The sequence below is a fragment of the Glutamicibacter arilaitensis genome, from assembly GCF_044793945.1.
In the GTDB taxonomy this organism is placed as follows: domain Bacteria; phylum Actinomycetota; class Actinomycetes; order Actinomycetales; family Micrococcaceae; genus Glutamicibacter; species Glutamicibacter arilaitensis_B.
Window position 1 is genome coordinate 3,559,173 of record NZ_CP084994.1, and the last position, 22,118, is coordinate 3,581,290.

Sequence of the window (22,118 nt, forward strand, 5' to 3'; positions counted from 1 at the left end):
GATAACAAATTCACATCAAAAGAGAAGTGGAGCACCGCAGTGGATATCCATCACGCTGAAGCATTTCTGGCGGTAGCCAAGGAGCTCCATTTTGGACGGGCCGCCGCGAATCTTCGCATGGCGCAGCCCGCCCTCAGCCGGCTCATCAAGCAACTTGAGCACACGGTGGGTGCACAGCTCTTCGAGCGCAGCACCAGGCATGTTTCCCTGACTCCGGCAGGCCAGGCTCTGCTTGAACCTGCCTCCGAATTAGTGAGCATTTCACGGCGCGCACAGCAGGTGGTGCGCTCTGCGGTGACCGGTGAAACCGGTGAAGTGCGCATCGGCTTCGCTGGTGCTTCAACGAATACGACCGTTGGCGCCTTGGCGCGCGAATTGCGCAAGGTCCACCCCGGGCTGCGCCAGCAATTCCACAGCTCGCAGTTTTCGCATGTCGGGTTGGAGCGCATTCTGGACAAGACGTTGGATCTGGCCATCGGACGCTGGGATTTCATCCCGCCCGAGGTGGATTCCTACGTCATGGCGATCGAGCAGGTACTCATTGCATTGCCTGTGTCGCATCCATTGTCCACACGCAGCGCCGTGCACATGTCGGATCTAGCCCACGAGCAATGGATCACCCTGCCTGGCGGATTCAGCGCAGCCCTGCAAAACCGGCTGAATACCTTGTCCATGGCCGCCGGTTTCGCGCCCCGAGTGACCCAGATAGCACCCGATACCCTGACTCAGCTCGTCTTGGTCAGCACCGAGATGGGGTGCGCCCTGACGGTTGACTCGGTGCGTGCGAACATCACCATTCCCGGTGTGGTGTATGTTCCGCTCAAGGATGCAAATGTAGAACTCGAAGCGCGGCTCATCTGGCGCCGGGACGACACCAATGCCGCATTGAAAAACGTCATCAAACTCGCCAAGGAAGTCTTCCCGGACCCGCGGGGCAGCTAATTGCTGTAGCTGTACCATCCCTTGCCGGTTTTGCGGCCAAAGGATCCTTCTTCGTAGAGCTTCTTGACCGACTCCGCAGGCAGGCTCTCAGGGTCTGCAGTCTGCTCATATTCGGCCATCCGGATCAGGTAGACCACGTCTATGCCCACGAGGTCCATGAGTTCGAAAGGACCCATAGGATGGCGCAATGCGGTCTTGGCTGCCAGGTCGATATCCTCGGCGCTGGCCACACCATCCTCATAGAGTTCCAGAGCTTCACGGCGAATTGCGTTGAGCAGTCGGTTGGCAATGAATCCAGGAACTTCTTTATTCAACTTCACCACGCGCTTGCCGAAGGATTCGGCCAGTTCGGCGGCAATATCAACGGTCTCTTCTGAGGTTTGGGCATGTGGAATTATTTCCACGCATTCCATGACCAGAGCTGGATTGAAAAAGTGCATATTGCACACACGGTCAGGGCGGGACGTGGCATCAGCGACGCGCGAGGACACGATATTCGAGGAATTCGTGGCCAAAATGGCGTGCGGCGGGGCAATCCGATCCAACGTGGCGAAGAGCTCGCGCTTGATCTTCAAATCCTCGATTGCCGCCTCGATGACAAAATCAGATGCAGCCACTGCTGCTTCCAGGTCCGTAGTGAAGTTCAGCCGTGCCTTGGCCCCGTTGACGTCTTCCAAACTGCGGCGGCCTTTTTGGACATCGCGGTCCACGCGGGACCAAAGCTGCTCCCTGGCCAAGTCCAACTGCTCCTGCTTGATGTCCACCAGCGAAGCGCTGATCCCTGAAAGGGCGGCCACCATGGCGATCTGCGAACCCATCGTGCCAGCACCTATGACGGTGATCCTACTGACGGGACGGTTTTCCTGAGACATAAAGTCTCCTTCCAAAATTGGAGTTACTAGACGTTTTGAGTTGCTGCGTCGGGCTGGCGAACGCTCCGGAAGTCCGGGCGGCGCTTCTCTAGGAACGCCCGAGTGCCCTCCTGCTTTTCCTCGGAGCTGTAGGCCAGGGCCTGGGCCAGTTGTTCCAGCAGCATGCCCGTCTCGTGGTCCACATCGAACCCGCGGCTCACCACCAGCTTGGCCAGTTTGATAGCCAAGGGACCCTTTGAAGCGATCTTTCGTGCGAGCTTCTGTGCCGAAGCCATCAACTCATCCGCTTCGACCAGCTCGGTAATGAGTCCTGCCTGCAGCGCCTGGAAGGCATCGAGCCGCCGGCCGGTGAGGATCATATCCGTGGCACGTCCAATGCCGACAATTCGCGCCAGCCGCTGCGTTCCGCCTGCGGAAGGGATGATTCCCAATCCGGTTTCGGGCAAGGCGAACAGGGCTTGGGTGGATCCGATGCGCACGTCGCAGCACAGAGCCAATTCATGGCCACCGCCAAAAGCGAATCCGTTGACCGCCGCAACTGTAGGTTTCGGGTACTTGGCAATCCTGTCGTAGAGATTCTGCATCCGGCCGCCCAGCGCATCGATGGGGCTACGCGCGGCAAGCTCGTTGATATCGGCGCCGGCAACGAAGGATTTGTCCCCGGCACCCGTGAAGACGACGACCTCTATCGCAGAATCCAACTCAATCTCATCGAGCAGGCCGTGCGTGCGTGCAATGACATGCTGGTTCATCGCGTTCAGGGATTCCGGCCTGTTGATTGTCAGCCAGGCGACTCCGTCCGCATCGCTTCGAAGCACCAATTCTTCGCCAACTGCATCAGCCATCAGATAGATCCCTTCATTGCGGCCTCATCCAAGGACCGTTCACAACATCAAACTTATTTATACGCGACCAGTTCCATGGATAGATAGATCAATGAGCTATTCATGTGAATTCGGCATGAATTAGGGTGGGGATTCACATGATGATTTGACGGTTGACCCGGCTCAGCAAGCGCGCACAATGGATTATGGACACCGTATCGGCCGAGCAGCGCTCGCGGATGATGTCGCGCATTGCGAGCAAGAATACCCAGCCCGAACTTGCCTTGCGCAGCCTGCTGCATGCCGCAGGCTACCGCTACCAGTTGCATGGCGCACTGCCCGCACGGAAGTCAACCGCAATCCGTGCGGAACATCCAGACATCCGCCTGCGCGGCGGCAAACTGCCTGGCTCGCCGGATCTGGTATTCACGGCCAGGGACAAAGTGATTTTTGTGAACGGCTGCTTTTGGCATGGCCATGACTGCCCCGTGGGGCGCCGCCGCCCCACGTCCAATACCGGGTATTGGAACCCGAAGCTGGACGCCAATATTGCCCGCGATCACCGCAACCGCCATGACCTGGCTTCTCTGGGCTGGGAATCTCTGACGCTCTGGGAATGCGAGCTGCATTCACTCGACGAGGTCTTGCGCAAAACCACCGGATTCCTCGGACCTCCGCGCACGGCAGCTTCTTCCCAAGCTAGTCGCTAGCGCATGCTCCGAATTCCACCCGCGCTGAGCTCCTCGCGCCTTCTGTATTGCGACATCTCCGGGGAGTGAAGGACGCGCAAAACCCGAATCTGGACCCGGCGTTAATAATATGACTTGCGTCTCAGGCAAGCGTTGCCCTGCTATAGAGTTTCAGGAAAACATCCCACGTCGAAAGGCAATCACACCCATGTGCGAACACGACCACAACGCCGGCCCGGTCCCCAACCAAGCCCTCGCCCGGCGTAGCGTGATGGCTGGAGCCGCGGCGCTGGCGGGCCTCGGCGCGCTTGGCTTCGCGGCACCCGCTTCGGCGGATTCCGGCGAGCGCGGCGGACTTGCAGCGAGCTACCACGGCTCGGCGCAGAAAACAGTCCCGATCATCATCGAGGGCGGCACGCTCATCGATCCTGCCACCGGAGACACAGTGGAAGACGGTGTGCTGGTGCTGCGCGACGGCAAGGTCGAAGCCGTTGGGACCCGGGAGGCCACCCGGAAGGCGGTGAAGGACGCGGTCGGGCAGGCAACTCGCATCGATGCCACCGGCAAATTCATCATCCCCGGCATGGTTGATGCCCACGTGCACGCCAACGGGTTGGAGGACGTCCGCTTGATCCTGCAAAGCGGGGCGACCACGGTGCGCAGCGGATCATCCACCTTCTACCAGGACATAGCGCTTGCCACGCTGCCGAAATGGAATCCCGGGCTTTCGCCTCGTATGCATCCGGCAGGCTTGTTCGTCTCTCCCGAACAGGGCGACTCGATCCTCGCAGATCCCGAGCTGGCTCCGCTGGCCGCCTTGGAGGGCAACATCCGCGACGTCAAGGATCTCGCCTATCTGACCGGGGTGAATCTGCGCCGTGGCGCAACGGTCATCAAGACGCGCGCCAATCCGCGCGCGGGGCTGGCCGAGCAAGACCCGTTGGAGCTGGTCTACGACCGGGAGCAGCTATCGGCCATCGTGAAGGCGGCCCGCGGAGCCCGGGGTGCTCTGCCACGCCTACAGCGCCAAAGGCATTGCCGGAGCCGTCGGCGCTGGCGTGGCCAGCATTGAGCACGGTGTATTCGTGGATGAACAGACCATCGGCCAGATGGTCCGCCGAGGCACCGCATTCACTCCGACCCTGGCCGGGCTGGCCGGAATGGCCAACTCATCGGATCCGGTGATCGCCGAGCGCGGCCGCGAGTTCGGCCCGGTGCTGGTGCAGGCCGTGCGTGCGGCCAATGAGGCGGGGGTGCTGGTGGTCGCCGGGACCGACTCGTTCGGCACGGATGTCATGCCGATCGGAGTGGAGGCCAAGGCGTTGGAAGACGCCGGGCTCTCTGCGCTGCAGGCGCTGCAATCGGTGACCACCCGTCCCGCGAAGCTGATCGGTGTCGAGCGCCAAGGCGTAGGCCAGCTGCTTCGCAAGGGCGTGGCGGATGTAGTGATTCTGGGATCGAATCCGCTCGAAGGAGCACAGGCTCTGTCCAAGGTAGAGGTGGTCATTGCACAGGGGAAGATCGTGCGCAACGAGTTGAACTGACCCGCCGGGGCCGGTCACCGCACAGCGCTGCACACCGCAGTTGCTATTGGACAACCTCCTAGCTCGACTCACAATTTTCACGTGAACTGAGTTGGGCGAAAGTTGCCGAGACTAGGAAGCCCGGGCCGTTGGCTCGGGGTTCCCGGGCATTTGATGGACCCGGTGTGTGGTGCTGTGCATGAAATTCTTGTCGTGGGTGGAGAGGAGCACCGCTCCCCCACGAAGCAGCACCGAGTCGATGACCTCTTGCAGACGAATCATTCCCTCCGAATCCAAGGCCTCAGTTGGTTCATCCAAGAGGAGAATCTGCGGTTCGCGGACCAGAACGGTTGCTAGGGCTACGAGCCGGCGAGCCGAAGCCGGCAACTCATAGGGATGAGTCTCGGTAAAAGCTTCCAACCCGAGTCGAGAGAGGATTTCGGGAACACGCGGTCGTTGTTTTCCCTTCTTGGGAAGGCCAAAAGATACCTCGCGCATTACGGTGCGTTCGAAAAGCTGGTCGGAGGAATTCTGCAAAAGCATCCCGGTAGCAGCTGAAACGGCCAGCGTGCCGGCGGTGGGCCGCAGCAGCCCCGCGGCGGCTTTGAGCACCGTGGTTTTACCCGACCCATTCGCACCCGCCAGTCCAACGCATTCACCGGCCCGCACTTGCAGGTCCAACCCGTCGAGAACAGGCCGCGCGGCACCCGCGTAACCCAGTTGGACATCACCGAACTCCAAGAGCATTTTCGCTTCGCTAGGCATGGCAGGCCGAGGGCTGGTTCCCTGCACCGCACCCAGTACAACCTCATCTGCCGACGCTTTGCTGAGCCGCCCATTCTCTAATTTATTTAACGCATCTGCGTTGTCGGCCCACGGTTTGGCAGTCCTGCTCAAGACCACCATCGCGGTGCCGTCAGCGCGAAGCCGAGAAATCATTTCATTGACTGCGACCGTCGCTTCGGAGTCCAAACCCGCCAGCGGCTCATCCAAGACCATGACGGAAGGCTCCGAAATAGCCAAGGCTGCCAAGGCGACGAGTCGTTCCTGTCCGCCTGAAATTTTCGCAGGATCGCGTTCGAGCAAATGGTCCAAGTTCAGGTGCTTGGAAAGCCCTGAGATGCGCTGGCGCATTTCAGCTCTTGGCATGCCCTCGTTTTCGAGCGAGAATACGAGTTCCTCGGCCACCGTTTCACGGATTCGCGACAAATAGTGCCCAGCTTCCTGAGGCAGCAAACCGACGTGCTTGGCCCATCCGGCCACGTTAATGCGTTGGCTTTCCAGATCGGTATATTCGATCCATTGCCCAGCCAGGTTCATTGATCCCAGGCATTGGTCCGCACCCTGCCGCGGCAAGATGCCTGCGAGCATCTCACCCAGGGTGGACTTGCCTGAACCGGATTCCCCGACAATGACAGTCAATGAGCCCGGAGCCAAATTCATCTCAATGTGCTGCAAGGAATCAAGCTCGGCACCGGAATAGCGGAAGCGCTTTATGTTGAGGTCGAGCAGCATCGAATTACCCGTGCGCGAGTTGTTCTGATTCTCTATCATGGACTCCCCCAGAAGGGTGCCAATATTGCTATCGGGCCCAGTACGGCGCAGAGCAGGGCAATCCACCGGACACGTTGCTGGGGGACAGAATCTGCGACGGTACGCAGTCTGGTGTGGGAGCCGGCGGCGGGAAATCCGCGGGCTGACAGGTGAGCCGACCTGTCGTGGGCATCTTGCAGGGAGGCGAGCACCAAAGGGACCGCTCGCAACCGCACCCGTTGGAACCAACCGGAAAGACCGCGTCCAGTTCCCGCTTGGCGAAGTGCCTGCGCTTGGCCGATGGTGCGTTGCTTGTCGGCCATATGCGGCAGGAGGAACAGCGTGGCAGCCAGCAGGTACCCCACCTGCGGCGGTGCCGGAGACAGGTCTATGGCCGCCACCAGCTGATGCTTATCAATCAGCAAGGTGCAGAGCAGACCTGCCACCACCAGCACCGCAGTGCGCAGACCCAAAACCATGGCAGTCTCCAATCCACCTTCAGTCACCCGGAACGGTCCGGCGGTGGCAATGAGCCCGGACGCCTCTTGGGAGACGAGCCCATGGATTAATAGCAAGGAGGCGAACGTAGGAATCAGGATGGCAGCGCTCAAGACGGCCATCCGTCGCAGATGCCCAGTCCAACCGGCAATCAGCGCACAGGCAGTGACGACCGCGCAGCTCAACCACCAGAGGCCAGCGGCGGTGGTCATCGTGACGACGGCCGCCGCCAGTGCCAGCACGGTAAATGGGTGCAAGTTGATGGACTTGGGCATAGCTGGTGGGCCTACTTGGTTCCGCGCTGGCCCAGCACCCGGTAACGGCGGATGAAGTCAAAGCTTCCGCTCAAACGCTTGGGCAGTGCGTAAATCAGCAAAGCCGCAATGAGGAAGACGATAGCCTTGTCCCCCGGGTCTGAGATCAAGGCCTGCTTGGTCACGGCTGAAAGCAGTGAATCGCCCATGGAGCGGAAAGCCGCAACCACTGCGCCGGTACCGACACCCGAAGTTCCGCCGAAAACGAAGGCCGCCACCGGAGCTGAAACCACGCCTACCAGAACTCCTGCAACCACACCGGCCACTGGGGCAAGATACGGGCGGCGCAGCGCACCGAAACGAGCGGCGGTTCCGGCAAGGAAGCCGACCAATGCAGCGCCAGCCGCGAAGGGCAAGACGGTGGGGGCGAACAGCGACCAAATCAGTGTGCTGAGCACACCGGTGGCAGCACCGGCCCGGCGGCCCGCCAAGAACCCTACGAGCACCGTGCCAATCGAGTCGAGGTAGAGCGGGACCATTATGGAACCAACAAATTGCCCCAAAATGATGTTCAGGGCCAGCGCTACTGGGATCAGCGTGAGGGTGGAAACCGGCAAGTCCGGAAGCACCGCGACCAAAAGCATGACGGCGGCAGCCAGGTAGGCGGCGAAGGTAACCAGTGCAACGCCCTGTCCCAGTCCTTCAGCTATGCCCGTGGGCTGGGTAATGACTAGGACTAAGTAGGTGCCGATCAGGAGCAGGGTGCCGGCTCCGGCCAAAAGCCTGCGGCGCAGAACTTGGGAGCTGGTTTCTTCGGGCAAAAGCAAATTCGGTGACATAGAAAAGCATTCCTCGGTACGAGTGTGGCTATGCACCCAAGTACTACTGGGTGCGTGCGAGTGCGGGGCCTAATGTCACCTCGGCCCGGTAGACAATTCTAGCTCAGCCTGAGCTGAGTTCAGGAGTCGGTGTTCAATTTCCGCGCCAAGCTCCCCAAACGCGTAACGAGTTCGGCAAAGCCAGCCTCCGGATCGTTGCAGGTGACTACGTGCGCATTTGCTGGCTTGCCCCACAGTCCTCGGAAATCGGCGACTGTTGTCCCGAACAGGAGCTTAGATTCGGTTTCCACGTCCACGGTGGCGGGTCGGCTTTGATAGTCGAGGGTTCCCGCGGCTACGCCTGCGGCAAAGTAATCATGGACGTGGGCAATGTAGCCCTGGTCGTAATGCCGGTGGAACTCGAAGTAGAACCGCAGCGCATCGGACACATAGCGCACCAGCGGATTGGATGCGGTGCTCAGAGTACCTTCGGGATCGCTTGCCAATACAAGTTCGGGCTCGGCGCATCCAGCTTCCGCTGCCAATTGAGTCAAGAATTCCGGCTGCATTTCAAAACGCTCAGTGGTGTCCAGGGAGCACACAATGGGAAGCTTTTCGGAATCAAGGCCTTGCTCCGCCGCCGCCGTGTACGCAGCAAGAACTTCTTTTGCTGCGTGCGGATCCACGTGGGTGTTCCACTCCGCAGTAGGAGTGGTGTTGCCTTGGTAGTAGAAGGCGCCTCCCATAATGACTACCTTGCGCAGCAACCAGGGAAGTCTAGGTTCTTTGCGTAGCGCCAGAGCAAAGTTAGTGAGGGGCGCGCTGAGCAGTGCCGTCAGCTCTCCCGGGTTGGCCCGAGCTGCATCGATCCAGTAATCAACTGCGTGCAGACTGTTCGGACCGTCATCGTCACGATCTGGAAGAGTCGCGTAGCCGACGCCTTGGGGACCATGAGTTTCAGGTGTAGTCACCAGCGGGATCTGCAAGGGTTCCCGTGCACCGACTAGTACCGGAACTTCGGGGCGTCCGCAAAGCGCCAGCAGCGCACGATTATTCGCAGCGACTTGTTCGACGTCGACATTTCCAGGCGTGCTGGTGAGGGCCTCTATCTTCACGTGGTCGCAGGCGCATAGGAACGCGAGCGCCAAGGCATCGTCGATACCTGTGTCGTTATCAATTAGAAGACGAACCTGTGGTTCGCCTCCATCCCGATCCGCATCGGATCGTACTGCATTCAATCGCACTCCTTGAAGCTCTAAAAAATCATCGGCCAGACTACGTCAGGTTTACATTCGGGCTCAAATAGTCGTACAGAGCGTTGTCGATCGCTTTCTCAAAATGCAGGTTCATCGTGACAACGTCAAGCTGCTCTTGGTTCTTTCCAGACATGTGAGTCTGCTCGGCATTACGTGAATCGGCCTGGCCTAAGTAAAAGAATTCGGTACCTTCCGCATCGTCTTTCTTAACGAAGACGTACAGATCAACCTCGTTATCCACTATTCGCCGGACTTCATCGCTCTGTAGCGTTCGCCTTGATCGCGTGAACCATCGCAGATGGGAAGGATCAACCAGTTCATCCTGGTACGCGGTACTAGCCGAGATATCGTCCGATTTGTGCAGCGTCACAAAAATCGGGCAGGTCTTCGATTCTGGGTCGACTTTGTACCCGTAAAGCGTCGAAGTCCACTTTCGTGGCAGTCCCAGAAGACGTGTCACTTCCTTTCGGGAATACTGTCCTCCAACGATAAACGGATCTCCAGCAACATACCGGTCTCGCACTAGGGCCATGCCCGTTTGTATGATGTCGTCCACTTCGTTGGTGAATGCACGGTGTGAACGATATGACCTGAGAAAACCAGGATCAGCCGATATGGACACTCCATCGATGTTCGCCAAGCGAATTCCATATCGACTTTGATCAACTTGTCCGTGATTAGCAAGATTCAGAGTTTCTACGGTGCTCATCAATTCGCGATGAGCCGCGTCGATTCCTTCGTTGAGGAGCGCTGCTTGGAATTGGGGCAAGGTTACCGACCCGTGTGAAAGCAACTCACGGACAAGCACGAACTCATGAATTCTCTTCGCCGTCAGGACTTCATGCGATAGCAGTGACAACGACTTGAGCTCATCCTGGCTAAGCTCATGATCAATCCGCAAAAGACTCTTGACCATTGCTGGATAGTTTTCTTTCTTCGTTGCCAGTAATACTGGATCGACAGATTCAAACCGATAAAAATCGAAGAGCTTCGGTGCTCGTCCGACACGGTTCTGCATCGACTGCATTGCACTGCGGAGCTTTTGAATGCTGTCCAGAGCAGTTGTGCGGATGGAATCAAGTACACGCTGCTGCGAGACCTTATCGAATCGAACACTCGATAAACCGGCAAGCACGCCTGCTTGTTCGGTGGAAATAAGCTTCTCTTTCAGCGACTCTTTGTTCAGTGATTCATCACCGAAAAGCGCGATCGGGATCATGTAATTGTTCGCGTAGTTGCCAATGAAGTCGATCACCACCAAGTAGTCTTTCATCGGTGCTTTACGCAAACCGCGTCCAAGCTGCTGCACGAACACTATTGCCGATTGCGTTTGGCGAAGCATGACGACCTGATTCACCGTGGGGATATCCACCCCCTCATTGAAGATGTCGACGGTGAGGATGTAGTCGAGTTCTCCGCGTTCCAGTTGCCCAACTACTCGTTCTCGTTGTTCCACCGAATCGTCACCGCTGAGACTCACCGTCCGCAATGTTTTCCCACGCAGTTGCTGCTGGTTCAGCGCTACAGATAGAGCAGCAGCTTCAACTTTACGAGAACAGAAAATGAGCCCCTTAGGGGCAACACCCGCCTGCCCATATTTAGCCAGCGCGTCAATAATGTGGTGAATACGGTCCGCCGTCACTAGATGTCCCAGATCATCTGTACTGTCTAGGGTCGTCTGGTCATCAAGCGTTACGTCGGCTATCCCGTAGTAATGAAATGGGCTCAGCATATTCTCTTCCAACGCGTGATTCAAGCGAATCTCATAAGGCACGTTGTAGTCGAAAAACTCAAAAACATTGAACCCATCGCTACGTTCTGGCGTGGCCGTCAGACCAAGCAGGAAAGTAGGATCGAGGTGCCCAAGTACCTTCTTGTACGTTGGAGATCCAACGCGATGTGCCTCGTCAACGATGATGTAGTCAAAAGCGTCTGGCTGAATCTCGTGCAGCACACTATCTTGGGACAATGTCTGCACCGTTGCGAAAACAAACTTGCGGTCGCTTTGTTTGGAGACACCCGCAAGTTTGCCAAAATCGTTGTAGTCGCTACCGATGACGCGGCGGTACTCCTGGATGGTTTTATCAAGGATCTGCTCGCGGTGAACGATAAATAAGAACCGACCAGGATGAGCTGCCCGTACTTCCAATGCCGAGAGAATCGTCTTTCCCGTACCGGTAGCCGAAATAACTATGGCCTTCGACTCCCCGCTCGTCCGAACCTGTTCCAGCGCCTTGAGCGCCTCCGTTTGCATCTGATTCGGGAGGATCGGCATGAGCAACTCGGACGTCACAGCGCCATCCGGTGATTGGCCGGTCACTTCAAGATCTTGCTCAGCCTCTACTGGCAGGAGATGCTCATCAGCGTCAGTTCGAGGGGCAGTTACTACTTTCCGACGTATCGGAGGAGGCGTGTACTGTTCCGCATACGCATCTATCCACCGTTGGCTCAGTGCTATGGATTCTTCAAGCTGGTTCTGGGTCAACAAAGATAGCTGATCGGCTAGATCGCTGCCCTCGGATGCTGAAACCTTCAGGTTCCATTCATGATTTTTCACGATCGCGTTACCGGTCAAATTTGAACTGCCGATCATGGCCGTAACCATATTCTCGGTTTTGAAGATATAACCCTTCGGGTGAAAGGCTCCCGCGTTGTGAATTCGAACGTTGATCCCTAGATTTTCAAGGTTCAGTAGCTCGCTAAAAGCCGATGGCGAGTTGAAGCCCAAATAGTCGGAGGTGACAATCGTTCCTCGACCCGAAAACTCCACGAGCTCCTGTTTGAGCAAAGCAATCGCATTCGGGGTTACGAAGGCGACGGAGAAAATGAATTCATCACAACGGGCGAGCTCTTCGCGAAGGATGCGCAGAACCGTATTGCCGTCAGCGTTCAATACGACGCGAGGGTGGTGATGGCGGCGAGATTGCTGCTTCCCGTCTAAGAATCCGAAAGTGACGTCTCTCGAGAGACCACTACCAAGAACGAGATCAGCGTTAGTATTCACTATGCCGCCTGGATGAGTTCCACCGCGGGAATGTCCGCGGGGGCCCACTCCAAGGACATGAGTTCATCACGTTTGAGCCACTTTGCATCTTCATGTTCCGTGAGCTGCGGCTCTCCTTCAACTAACTCGCAATAGAAGGTTGTCAGAGTAACAATTCCGAAGTCATATTCATAGGTGGTGCTCGTGACTTCATCGTCTACTTTGACCGTGCAGAGGAGTTCCTCTCGAATCTCACGTTCAAGTGCTTCGCGAGGAGTTTCTTTTGGCTCGATTTTGCCACCAGGGAATTCCCACATGCCGCCGAGACTTCCATTTAGGCCTCGTTGAGCGCAGAGGATTTCATCGTTCCTGATGATAACGGCACCAACAACATTGATTTGCTTCTTCAAGCTAATTCTCCTCTGACTTAGATCTCAAATCGCGATTTCCGATAGTTGCGATCCTATCGGTCTGTCCAGACGGAATCACATTCTGCTCCACAAGATCCATGGATTATCGATTCATGGAAGCGGGAACCATAGGACGATTTCAGCGGTGTCTGGATCAGACACCATGAATTCTTGTTCAGTGATCATCCGTACGAATCGACGCTGTGCAAAAGTTGACGAAAAAGACTCGTTCATTACTGCTGATACGGCCAGCTGCATGCCGCACACTTTACTCAACATCCAGGTCTCTGACGGAGAGGAAGCGACCTTAGGCATGCTCACCGGTTTCGACTTGGATCTGGCCCGGCAGATCACTCAGGCCAGCAACAGGATCCGCGGTTTGTTCACCCAGATCCACCCATCGCTGGAACGCGTTCTCGGCCCGTGGCTGGAGCATGATGCTTTTATGCAGGTCCTCGCCGCTTGGCCCACCCCAGCGCAACTGAAGCACGCAGGCAAAGCGCGGATCGATGCGAAGCTGAAAAAGCAGGGAGCCCGCCGGCACACTGTTTGGGCCAGCGCCATCATGGATGCGCTGGATGAGCAAACAGTCGTCGTGGTCGGCACCGACGCAGCAGGTCTGGTCATCCCGCACTTGGCCCGCCAGATGATTTCGTTGCATGACCAGCGCGTGGACGTGGCCACGCATTTGGAAGCCATGGTGGAGGCCCACCCTCTTTACCCGGTCTTGACTTCCATGCCAGGGGTCGCCGTCAGGACCGCCGCGATCTTCATTGCCGAGATCTCCGGCAAGACCTTCACCAGCGCCGCAGCGTTGTCCTCTTACGCCGGGCTGGCACCGACCACGCGCCAATCTGGCACCTCGATCACGTCACCTTCAACTTCGATACCTTCGGTCTGAGTGAGCAAGTCTTCGACGGTAATCCCGATGAGCGCTTGCAGCGCACCCTTGTCATGGATGCGGGTCGCGTAGTGCACTGGCGACCATTGCCATTGCGCGATCTCTTCCGGAATGAGCATCTCAAACACCGAGTCGACGGCGGACTCTTCGATCTCGGTCAGCTGAGCTTGGTTGATGCCTTCCCAGTTCGCCATGAGAGCGTCGTATTCCGTGACATCAGCCCAAGGAGCACGCAACCGTCCGCCCGGCACGTTTTCCTGCACCCCCCCCGGCTTGTCACCGCCGAGGAACTCGACAATATACCGTGGAGTCTTCTTGCGTCTGTCGACCTCCACGATCCGAACACGCGAGGAAAGGGAGTATTCACCCACGTGGTAGATCAGCTCGTCCCCAGTCTCAGGCATGGTGTCTCCTTTACCGTTCAGCTTCCCCTTCTCTCATGTTTCCACGAACTCATCTGTTCCGCATGATGAGCAACATCTTCAAGATCCGCGGCCAAAGCTGTCAGGTGCCGCACAATCCCTGGCAAAGCGGACGGTACTAACATGATGTTCCCTTGCCGAGAAGATAAACCGCGTAACGTCACCGTTTCTTACGCTTTTTCCTTTTGGCGGTACCTTTCGACGCCCGCTTAGCATTCGGCGGGGGTGGGCTCGGCATCTTGTCGACCGGGACCAACCCCACTATCGCGCGATCCATCATTGGATCTGGGGTTGGAAGCGTCCCATCGTAGGTAACGTTAATGAGTTCCTTCGTAGCCTCGTCGTAGAGGAATACGGCACCACGATTGATTTTCAATTGGTATTTTTTCGCGCGCAGATACTCCCGTCCAACCTGGATGACGTCCTCGACATCGCGACCAGCTGGCCGTGTCATCCAGATGAGCAGCCACGCATTGCTGAGACTGCTTCCGATAGGTACCGCTTGGCTCCGTTCTCTTCCATCATCGCGAGGATGGGCCAGGAGATTCTTCGAAATACGTGAAAAATCCTTCTGTGCCTTGGTAGATCCGGAGAGCAAAGTTGCCCCCAAACTCAACCAACCATAGAACCCAAGTTTTTGCAGCTTCTCAGCTAGCGGGATCATCGGGCTTCCAGTGAGAACCGGCTTGTTGACTCGCGGGAGTGCCGGGTCGAGTTTTGCGGAATGCCACGCGTCAAGCGGGCCGGTCCGACTGGTAATGAGGGACCGCCCCTGTTTAGCGCGACGGCGAAGATCACCCTTGCTCGGAGAGTGCATATAGGGCAGCTGTTCCGTCATGAGTTGTGGATCGGGGACGACGTATAGCCCTGCCTCATAGAAGTAAAGGAACAAATCCAGCTCGTCTGGTGCGACGTAAGCGAGCGATACTTCTGGGTCGCGGCGACGGCGAAGGTACAGCAAAAACTCGGCCGGCCGATCGACGACGTCAACGATGACTTGAAGGTCATGGACAGACACAACCCAAGGAATGTGGCTGGCATCGAGGAAACCCGCCTGAACGAGATCACTTGTTGCTGTGGCAACACCGGAAAGATCATCCAGGCTCAGGGCAATCGTATGTATCTCACGAATATGATCCAGATCGAGCCAGCCGCTTTCGTGAAACCTCACGCCGCGGTCATCTTCGATGCGTTTCTGCAATCGAGCGGCTTGGCTCGACGCCTTTGTGATGATATCGGTGAGGCTGCGGCGGAGCTTTCGGGTCTCTCCCGCACGAGCTGCAGGGGTGATGGCTGCTGCCTTAGCTTCGACGATGATGGCAACATCGTCGAGTATGAACAGAAGATCCCCTTCGACTTTCTTTGTGTATTCGCTAGGGCTGACCAAGGCCTCTTGCTCGTTCGCTGGCACAAAGTAATCGAACGCTGAGTACGTTGTTGCGCCCGGGAGCACTCGTTCGAGTGCAGTCCTTCCCAAATCCTCAAGAAGGTCCCCACGCCACTTCTGATATTGTTCCCATTTCTGTGACGTTTTGAGCGCTTGCTCTAGGTTTTCCCGAATTGCTGGCAATACGAGTGCGTCATGCACCAACATGAACTCACCACGTTCCGTGCGGACAACGGGGTTGGTACGGAACGGGTTGTCGCCCTTCACGAAGCTTTCTAGGACAACGTGTGTATCTTGTTCGCCAAGATCTACGGCGAACCAATTAAGCACCGCTTCGACCACGTCGATCTCCACTCCTAAGGAATCAGCTACAGCGGCCGTTGATACGGCCACCAGGTCCGCTGTCGGCTGCCAAGCAATATTGATCGCAATTCGCACTTTCTTCAAGGTTTCGGAGGTGGGGGCCGTTTCGCCGGATTCGGACACCGCACCCATCACATCTAAAAATTCTTCAAGCCGGTCGTTCATCGCATCGACCTGAAGGTCGTGGAGACGTGTGAGAACTCGGTAGGCATCTGAAGCGTCGAATCCTAACAGTGCAGAAAGCGCAGCAGGTATAGCCTCGTGCTCGAAGAGTGCGTCATGAGTGGATTTGACCATGTCCGGATATGAAGAACTCCGTAGCCAGACTTCCGTGGAACGAGCGGAGAACGCTATTCGGTCCAAATCGTCGGCGGTCTTCTCGCTCATGGTCACGAATTCGCGTGCTTGAAGCAACTCAATGAGCTTCTCAACCGACTCAGCCCATTCGTGCGCCGCTTGGTAGAGCGAGTTAGGGATTTCGTCAGTCGCGGATCCATCGTTGTCAGCACCATCGGTTGTTAGCGCGATGAGTGCGAGCAGTTCTGCTTTTGCAGGTCCCCCATCGGTGTCGGGTTTAATCATCCCCGCCATGTTCCATGGAAGACAAGCCAATCGCGCTAATTCGATTATGCGCTCCGGCCGATGTTGCTCAAGCTTGGTCGTTAATTCCGTGAGTTCGACCCGTATGAGCCGATCGATTTCGTCGAGAGGGGCACTATTCTTGGAAATCTCCTTCATAATGCCCATTTGTCGGCCAACGGACTCCGCAATGGAGTGCGCGTGCGGATCTGCCAGACGAGTAACCCTCGATCCGGACTTTGTTGACCTACGCTTCTGACGTTTCCGTTTTCCATTCATCTGACCACTGAACCACAGAGCAACGACACTATTGACGGGCCACGGTCCGCCAGACCCACAACACCGATGCCACTGTGGTCCTAGTGTTCATTCTTCGCACACAGTCCAACCGGTGTTTAGGATCACGAATTGCCGGCTTTAGGCTGCGCCCCCAAGACAGTCATTTTTACGGGCAGCGGGGTGACATTTAGCGCTGCGAAAAACGGTCATGCATCGTAGCGATTCACAGGGTCCGTGAACCGCAACGGTATCTGGCGTTGTTTCATCAGCGGGAAATGGCGGGTGCAGTGAGTCGGCGGGCGACCTTTTCACTTTGTAGCGTCCGGCTTGTTCATCTGAGCGGTGTCGGTTGCAGGCGAATAGTGCACTCGTTTATGCGCAGCCCATCTGATGGCCACATGACTGCATTCAGCACGACGGCCGGTCCGTGTCTTAAAAGCGGGCCGTCGCCTTCGGACGTGGGATGCACGAGCGGTTATCGAAGCAACCTGAATGTCCCGTGAAATTCCAGATGGTGCAACCATCCAGACTAACCATTTGAGGCTAAACGGCATCGTCATGTAATTAGCAGATGCTACGGACAACGCGCCTCTTACCGAGATTCGTCGAGAAAAGATCGTATGCTGAGAACAGGTTTCACCGTATGCCTGCGACTGCTTTGACTTCTTCGCCCGCCTATCCGATCGCGTGCCCAGTTGAAGAAGCGCTCGAGCTGGCCGCGACAATATGGCACCTCGGCCCGATCCGGAGATCGGACCAGTGCTATCTACACTGGGGGAAGCAATAATGGGGTTTTATGTTCGGAAGAGCCTGAAGGCTGGCCCGTATAGATTCAATTTGAGTCGAACAGGGGTAGGCGTGAGCACCGGTGTTCCCGGCTTTCGTATCGGATCAGGTCCCCGCGGGAACCTTGTTCAGATGGGCGCCGATGGCATCAATTATCAGGCCAGTCTCGGCAAAGGGCAATCTCCGGCACCCGAAGAGTACGCTCCTGCCAATCCTGCCCCACCTACTTCAACATCGTCCGACATCGTTTTTGAGGATCAAACGGGGGCGAGCATCCAGACGCTCCTGCCAACATCCTCGGATGACCTCATTTCACAGCTAAATGGTGCCTCGCGGCGTAAGCCGCTGACTCGTTGGGTAGTACTTGCGATTCTTCTGCTGGGCTTGATGACGATGCCCTTTGGCTTCTTGGTGTTCCTTCTAGGAGTACCGCTGGTTTGGTGGGCGATCTTATCAGACCGGGCCCGAAAATCTGCCATCGTTTTTTATGACGTCGACGACGAATATGCGCGTCGCTTTCAGTCTCTCTTTGATGCCGGGCAGTATGTGGCACGGTCGAAGGGACTTTGGCGGATGGATGAATTGGCTTCTCTCAACGAGGGGTACCAACAGAAGGTTAACGCCGGCGCCGGATCGCTGGTCGGGAGAGCTGGAGCCTCCTTCTCCGATCAAGGCCCCAAAGAGCTGGTCACCAATATCACGGTTCCAGGGATGACGTCGGGCCGCTCATCGATCTACTTCTTACCTGACCGCATTCTAGTCGCCGAAAAGGGAAATTTCACAGACTTCGGCTACGACGCCTTGCACGTTCTTGAGCGGGACGTCGAATTCATTGAGTCTCCCGGATCAGTTCCTTCGGACGGCATTCAGATCGGCACGACTTGGCAGTACGTGAACAAGAAAGGCGGACCGGATCGCCGTTTCAAAAACAATCCCGTTCTGCCCATCATGAGATATACGAACATTCAGCTGTCGACGTCCGCTGGTTTCCGCTGGATCCTTCAACTGTCCCAGACGGAATCGGCCAAGAATTTCGCTGAGGAATTGCGGGGTCGCGCGGCACTCCCCCAACGAGGCTGGGCCGGCGAGGACTCCATGCAACTCAAGCCGCCGACCGCTCTGCATCCCGGACATCCATCGATGCCGCTGGAATCTACGGCATCGGGCGCGACAGACGTACTCAACGTCAACGCGTCTACAGGTGGCGCACCGCGACCCAGGGTTGGCTCCCTGGCCAAGGCACGGTGGTACGCGCCGGATGAGACAGTTCGGGTTGGCAGTGAGCTCCGGGTGCCCGGGATGATCTATGCCGGCAAGACGCTCTCGTCCCCACGTGGCGGCACGGAGCCTTCACTGGTCGATCCGTCACTTCGCATCGACCTAAAAAACCCGGACTGGTCCGGGCAGTGCCTGGGCTATTGGCCGTCCTATGCGGAAATTACCCCCGCGGGAAGAGCGGCCTACCTCAGCTGGCTCGCACAGGGGCGGAGGACCCCGGATATCCCGATCGGCTACGTCTTCTTATTCATGTACGGGCTCGAACGGCGTGTCCTTCTCGATATCGCAGACCAGCCGGACCTGGCAGGAGAACTGGTACAGGTCCGTGCCGAGATGGTTGACCTGCTCCGCTTATACGGCGATAGCAGCGGCTCATTCTCCGGCTATGCTTCCCAATTTCTTGATGTTATCGACTTCCTTATGCTGCAGGCACCGACTGCAGCTCAGCTTCAACCTCCGACTTTGGCAGATCCTCGATGGCTCGTTCCCACGAGTCTTAAGGTCCAGCTGGGCGACCTGGCAGCCGATGGCAAGCCGATCCCGGCTGAGTGGGCACTTGCATGGGCATGGTTTCATCCCGAGATTACGGTGCGGACACCGGCCACCCGCTGCACGGAGGAATTCACGCGCTTGTTCCACATAAGATACGAACAAAAATACGCGGAAGGTTTTTCCGTCAGGCCGGGAAAATCCTGGATGAAGCTCAATTACCGGACTGCAAGTTCCCAAATCGGTTCTGTGGATTTGTCCATGAGTCACATACCGGATGTTTTCGCGCAGCAGGCACCAGCCAAGAAACTGTCTGCACTGTTTGAGGAAGTTACTGCCGAATTGGACTCCTATAGTCGTTGGCTGGGCCGTAACCCGGACAAGGCCGGAACCCTGGTTGCCGCTGCCCTTCTACCGCCCGATCTGATCGCCGAAGCCACCGGTCCAGTCCATGAATTCCGGGGTTGGGTGGCGGAAAAACTCGACGCATTCGATACGACGCAGCTCACCGGGGCGGAGCTTTTTGAACATTGGCCATCCGCTGGTGCCGACAAGCTCAGCAAACCCGAGACGGTAAACTTGGCCACACTCTTGGCCAATCTGGGTGCAGGGCTGGAGCCCGATGTCCGGTTCGGAGGACCCACGATCGCGGCCAATGCTCCGGTGATCCTGTTCCGCAGTCAACCCGGCAGCCCGCACTCACCAACCTCGGCCTACAGCACCGCTTTGACGATGGTGCATTTGGCAGCGGCTGTAACAGCCGCAGACGGGCATGTCGCGCCGGCGGAACTGGACCATCTCACGGCCCATCTGGAATCATCCCTGCAGCTGACAATTTCTGAACGCACCCGCCTGCAAGCACACTTGCAGTGGCTGGGGGCGACAGAGGTAAAACTGACGGGCCTCACCAAACGCCTCAACAGTCTCACTGAGGTCCAAAAGATATCGGTGGCTGACATGCTTGTCACCTTGGCTGCCGCCGACGGACATATTGCCCCTGCTGAGGTCATCACTTTGCAAAAGATCTACAAGCTGCTCGGCCTTGATGGCTCCACCATTTCAAGCAAAATCCACGCCGTGATGGCTACGGGAACAACCCCAGCCACGCAGCCTGTTACGGTTCGCCCAGCAGGACAGGAGGATGTGGGCTACCCGATACCTCCGCGCCCGACAGCTCCCGTCGATTCCCTGACCACGACTGGAGGCGGGTTCGCACTGGATCCGAAGGTCATACAGGCCAAAATGGCTGAGACCCTAGTCATATCCGATCTATTGACAAAGATCTTCGACAACGAATCACAAAAGCCCGAACCGGCATCAACGCAACCAGAAACGCTCGAAGAACCCACGCCAGAGGTCGCACACAAGCAGTTCTCGCCAGCCAACGTGGTCGGAGGTCTCGACCCGGCCCATTCGATGCTCGTGCACGCTTTGGCCGGGCTGGAACAACTCAACTGGAATGAATTCCAAGATCTGGCCGCCCTACATGGCCTTCTTCCGGAGGGCGCCCGAGACACCCTCAATGAAGCAGCATTTGAAGCCTCCGAAGAACCCCTCATCGAAGGCGAAGAAACCTTGACAATCAACGCCTACGCCTTGCAGGAGCTTCTTTCATGACCATTCCTTCACTCCCCACCATCCGGCCCCGTGAACGCGACTCACTCCTCCAGTCCCTCCGCGCCGGCGTTGTCCCACGATTAGGCCAACAGCACGTTCAGGTTGGACGGGCCAACGAAGTGCAGGCATTGCTCTCGGACATCAACCGCATCAACGACGGAGGCTCCGGAAGTCGCTTCGTCATCGGTGACTACGGATCAGGCAAGACTTTCTTCCTTCACGTTGTCCGCTCCATCGCCCTCCAGCAAAAGCTTGTCACCGTCCACGCCGATTTGTCGCCCGATCGACGCTTGCACGCCACCGGCGGACAAGCCCGAAGCCTGTATGCGGAGTTGATGCGCAACATGTCCACCCGGGCCAAACCCGAAGGCGGAGCCATGTCCAGCGTTGTCGAGCGCTTCGTCACCCAGGCTCTGACCGAATCCCGCGCCTCCGGTGAAGCAGTGGAAAGCATCATCCGCCGAAACTTGGACTCACTCTCCGAACTCACCGGAGGTTATGACTTCGCGGAAGTCATCGCCAAATATTGGCAGGGACACGATAGCGGCAACGAACAGCTCAAGTCGGACGCCGTCCGATGGCTGCGCGGAGAATTCACCACCCGAACCGACGCACGCATCGCCTTGGGCGTGCGAACCATCGTGGGTGACGCCAATTTCTACGACCAACTGAAGCTCCTGGCACAGTTCGTCCGTCTTGCCGGCTTCGGCGGAATCCTCATTTGCTTAGACGAGATGGTGAACCTCTACAAGCTGGCGAACAGCCAGGCCCGCAATTCGAATTACGAGCAAATCCTGAGGATCCTGAATGATTCGACCCAAGGATCAGCGTCAGGTCTCGGGTTCATATTTGGCGGGACTCCCGATTTCCTCCTCGATCCCCGCCGCGGACTCTACTCATACGCTGCCTTGCAGTCGCGTCTGGAAGAGAACAGCTATGCCGTCGATGGACTCGTGGACTACTCCGGACCCGTGCTGCGCCTGGCCAGCCTGACACCGGAAGACTTTTATGTCTTGCTCACCAAGCTCAGGCATGTGCAGGCTGCCGGAGACGAATCGGCCTATCTCGTCAGCGACGAGGGCATTGCCGCCTACATGCATCACTGTGCTGAACGGATTGGGGACGCTTACTTCCGGACCCCCCGAAATACGATCAAGGGCTTTCTGGACCTTCTCGCAGTGCTGGAGCAAAACCCCGAACATAGTTGGCAGGACCTGCTTTCCGGAGTCACTCTCGAGAGGGAATCGAACCCGGACCTCGCGCCTCTGGAACTCCCAGAACAACGCGTTGAATCGACTGCGCGGAAGATCGCACAGTCGTCTGCACCCGGATCCACCGGCGCCCACCTCCAGATTCCGGAGAACCCCCTGAACCAGAGCACCGACGATGATCTTTCGGTATTCAAGCTCTGAGGA

Annotated in this window: 16 protein-coding genes and 2 pseudogenes; 8 read left to right on the top strand and 10 right to left on the bottom strand. The window is 57.3% G+C overall.

Translation table 11 applies throughout. The features are described 5' to 3' along the window. Positions 1-39: 39 nt before the first annotated feature. Entirely contained in the window at positions 40-942 is a 903-nt protein-coding gene (locus LG294_RS16615) for a LysR substrate-binding domain-containing protein (protein ID WP_404287700.1), read from the top strand. On the opposite strand, the gene LG294_RS16620 is transcribed toward LG294_RS16615, so the two are convergent. Together LG294_RS16620 and LG294_RS16625 are read right to left on the bottom strand one after the other, a co-directional pair. Further along, positions 939-1,814, bottom strand: coding sequence for a 3-hydroxyacyl-CoA dehydrogenase family protein (locus tag LG294_RS16620; RefSeq protein ID WP_404287702.1), 876 nt, complete (start codon positions 1,812-1,814; stop codon positions 939-941). The genes LG294_RS16615 and LG294_RS16620 overlap by 4 nt on opposite strands. Before the next feature lie 26 nt (positions 1,815-1,840). Further along, positions 1,841-2,659, bottom strand: coding sequence for an enoyl-CoA hydratase/isomerase family protein (locus tag LG294_RS16625; protein ID WP_404287704.1), 819 nt, complete (start codon positions 2,657-2,659; stop codon positions 1,841-1,843). A 185-nt stretch (positions 2,660-2,844) separates the two neighbouring features. Here LG294_RS16625 and LG294_RS16630 point away from each other — a divergent pair, with 185 nt between their 5' ends. The 3 genes from LG294_RS16630 (at position 2,845) to LG294_RS16640 (ending at position 4,871) form a co-directional block, all read left to right on the top strand. Further along, on the top strand, positions 2,845-3,348 hold the full coding sequence (locus tag LG294_RS16630; RefSeq protein ID WP_404287706.1) for a very short patch repair endonuclease: 504 nt from the start codon (positions 2,845-2,847) through the stop codon (positions 3,346-3,348). Between the two features lie 187 nt (positions 3,349-3,535). After that, positions 3,536-4,399: a hypothetical protein gene (locus LG294_RS16635; RefSeq protein ID WP_404287708.1), complete on the top strand. Its 864-nt coding sequence runs from the start codon at positions 3,536-3,538 to the stop codon at positions 4,397-4,399. Then, positions 4,386-4,871: an amidohydrolase family protein gene (locus LG294_RS16640; protein ID WP_404287710.1), complete on the top strand. Its 486-nt coding sequence runs from the start codon at positions 4,386-4,388 to the stop codon at positions 4,869-4,871. Before LG294_RS16635 ends, LG294_RS16640 begins: the two co-directional genes overlap by 14 nt. A 111-nt stretch (positions 4,872-4,982) precedes the next feature. Here LG294_RS16640 and LG294_RS16645 read toward each other — a convergent pair whose 3' ends face one another. The 6 genes from LG294_RS16645 to LG294_RS16670 form a co-directional block, all read right to left on the bottom strand. Then, positions 4,983-6,404 (bottom strand): ATP-binding cassette domain-containing protein, encoded by a 1,422-nt coding sequence (locus tag LG294_RS16645; protein WP_404287712.1) that lies wholly within the window; start codon positions 6,402-6,404, stop codon positions 4,983-4,985. Continuing rightward, complete coding sequence (locus LG294_RS16650; RefSeq protein ID WP_404287714.1) at positions 6,401-7,156, bottom strand: energy-coupling factor transporter transmembrane component T family protein; 756 nt, start codon at positions 7,154-7,156, stop codon at positions 6,401-6,403. Before LG294_RS16650 ends, LG294_RS16645 begins: the two co-directional genes overlap by 4 nt. A gap of 11 nt (positions 7,157-7,167) precedes the next feature. After that, entirely contained in the window at positions 7,168-7,974 is an 807-nt protein-coding gene (locus LG294_RS16655) for an ECF transporter S component (RefSeq protein WP_404287716.1), read from the bottom strand. Between the two features lie 119 nt (positions 7,975-8,093). Continuing rightward, positions 8,094-9,191: a nucleoside hydrolase gene (locus LG294_RS16660; RefSeq protein WP_404287718.1), complete on the bottom strand. Its 1,098-nt coding sequence runs from the start codon at positions 9,189-9,191 to the stop codon at positions 8,094-8,096. Positions 9,192-9,228: 37 nt separating this feature from the next. Then, the gene (locus tag LG294_RS16665; protein WP_404287720.1) at positions 9,229-12,213 is read right to left on the bottom strand and encodes a DUF3427 domain-containing protein; all 2,985 of its coding nucleotides are present in this window, start codon (positions 12,211-12,213) and stop codon (positions 9,229-9,231) included. Beyond that, positions 12,213-12,602 carry a (deoxy)nucleoside triphosphate pyrophosphohydrolase gene (locus LG294_RS16670; RefSeq protein ID WP_404287722.1) on the bottom strand — a complete coding sequence of 130 codons (390 nt, stop codon included), beginning with the start codon at positions 12,600-12,602 and terminating at the stop codon, positions 12,213-12,215. Before LG294_RS16670 ends, LG294_RS16665 begins: the two co-directional genes overlap by 1 nt. 205 nt (positions 12,603-12,807) lie before the next feature. Between LG294_RS16670 and LG294_RS16675 the strand changes: the two are divergent. After that, positions 12,808-13,488: pseudogene (locus LG294_RS16675) on the top strand (transposase); the annotation flags it as partial. Here LG294_RS16675 and LG294_RS16680 read toward each other — a convergent pair. Continuing rightward, positions 13,425-13,907, bottom strand: a complete 483-nt coding sequence (locus LG294_RS16680; protein WP_404287724.1) for a hypothetical protein — start codon at positions 13,905-13,907, stop codon at positions 13,425-13,427. The pseudogene LG294_RS16675 and the gene LG294_RS16680 sit on opposite strands and share 64 nt — an antisense overlap. Before the next feature lie 178 nt (positions 13,908-14,085). Continuing rightward, complete coding sequence (locus tag LG294_RS16685; RefSeq protein ID WP_404287726.1) at positions 14,086-16,413, bottom strand: hypothetical protein; 2,328 nt, start codon at positions 16,411-16,413, stop codon at positions 14,086-14,088. A 906-nt stretch (positions 16,414-17,319) separates the two neighbouring features. On the opposite strand from LG294_RS16685, the pseudogene LG294_RS16690 reads away from it, so the two are divergent. From LG294_RS16690 to LG294_RS16700, 3 genes and pseudogenes are all read left to right on the top strand, one after another. After that, positions 17,320-17,415: pseudogene (locus tag LG294_RS16690) on the top strand (DUF4236 domain-containing protein); the annotation flags it as partial. A gap of 36 nt (positions 17,416-17,451) precedes the next feature. Then, positions 17,452-20,703, top strand: a complete 3,252-nt coding sequence (locus LG294_RS16695; protein ID WP_404291812.1) for a TerB N-terminal domain-containing protein — start codon at positions 17,452-17,454, stop codon at positions 20,701-20,703. Beyond that, the gene (locus LG294_RS16700) at positions 20,700-22,115 is read left to right on the top strand and encodes an ATP-binding protein (protein ID WP_404287728.1); all 1,416 of its coding nucleotides are present in this window, start codon (positions 20,700-20,702) and stop codon (positions 22,113-22,115) included. The genes LG294_RS16695 and LG294_RS16700 overlap by 4 nt, the downstream gene beginning before the upstream one ends. Positions 22,116-22,118 lie beyond the last annotated feature (3 nt).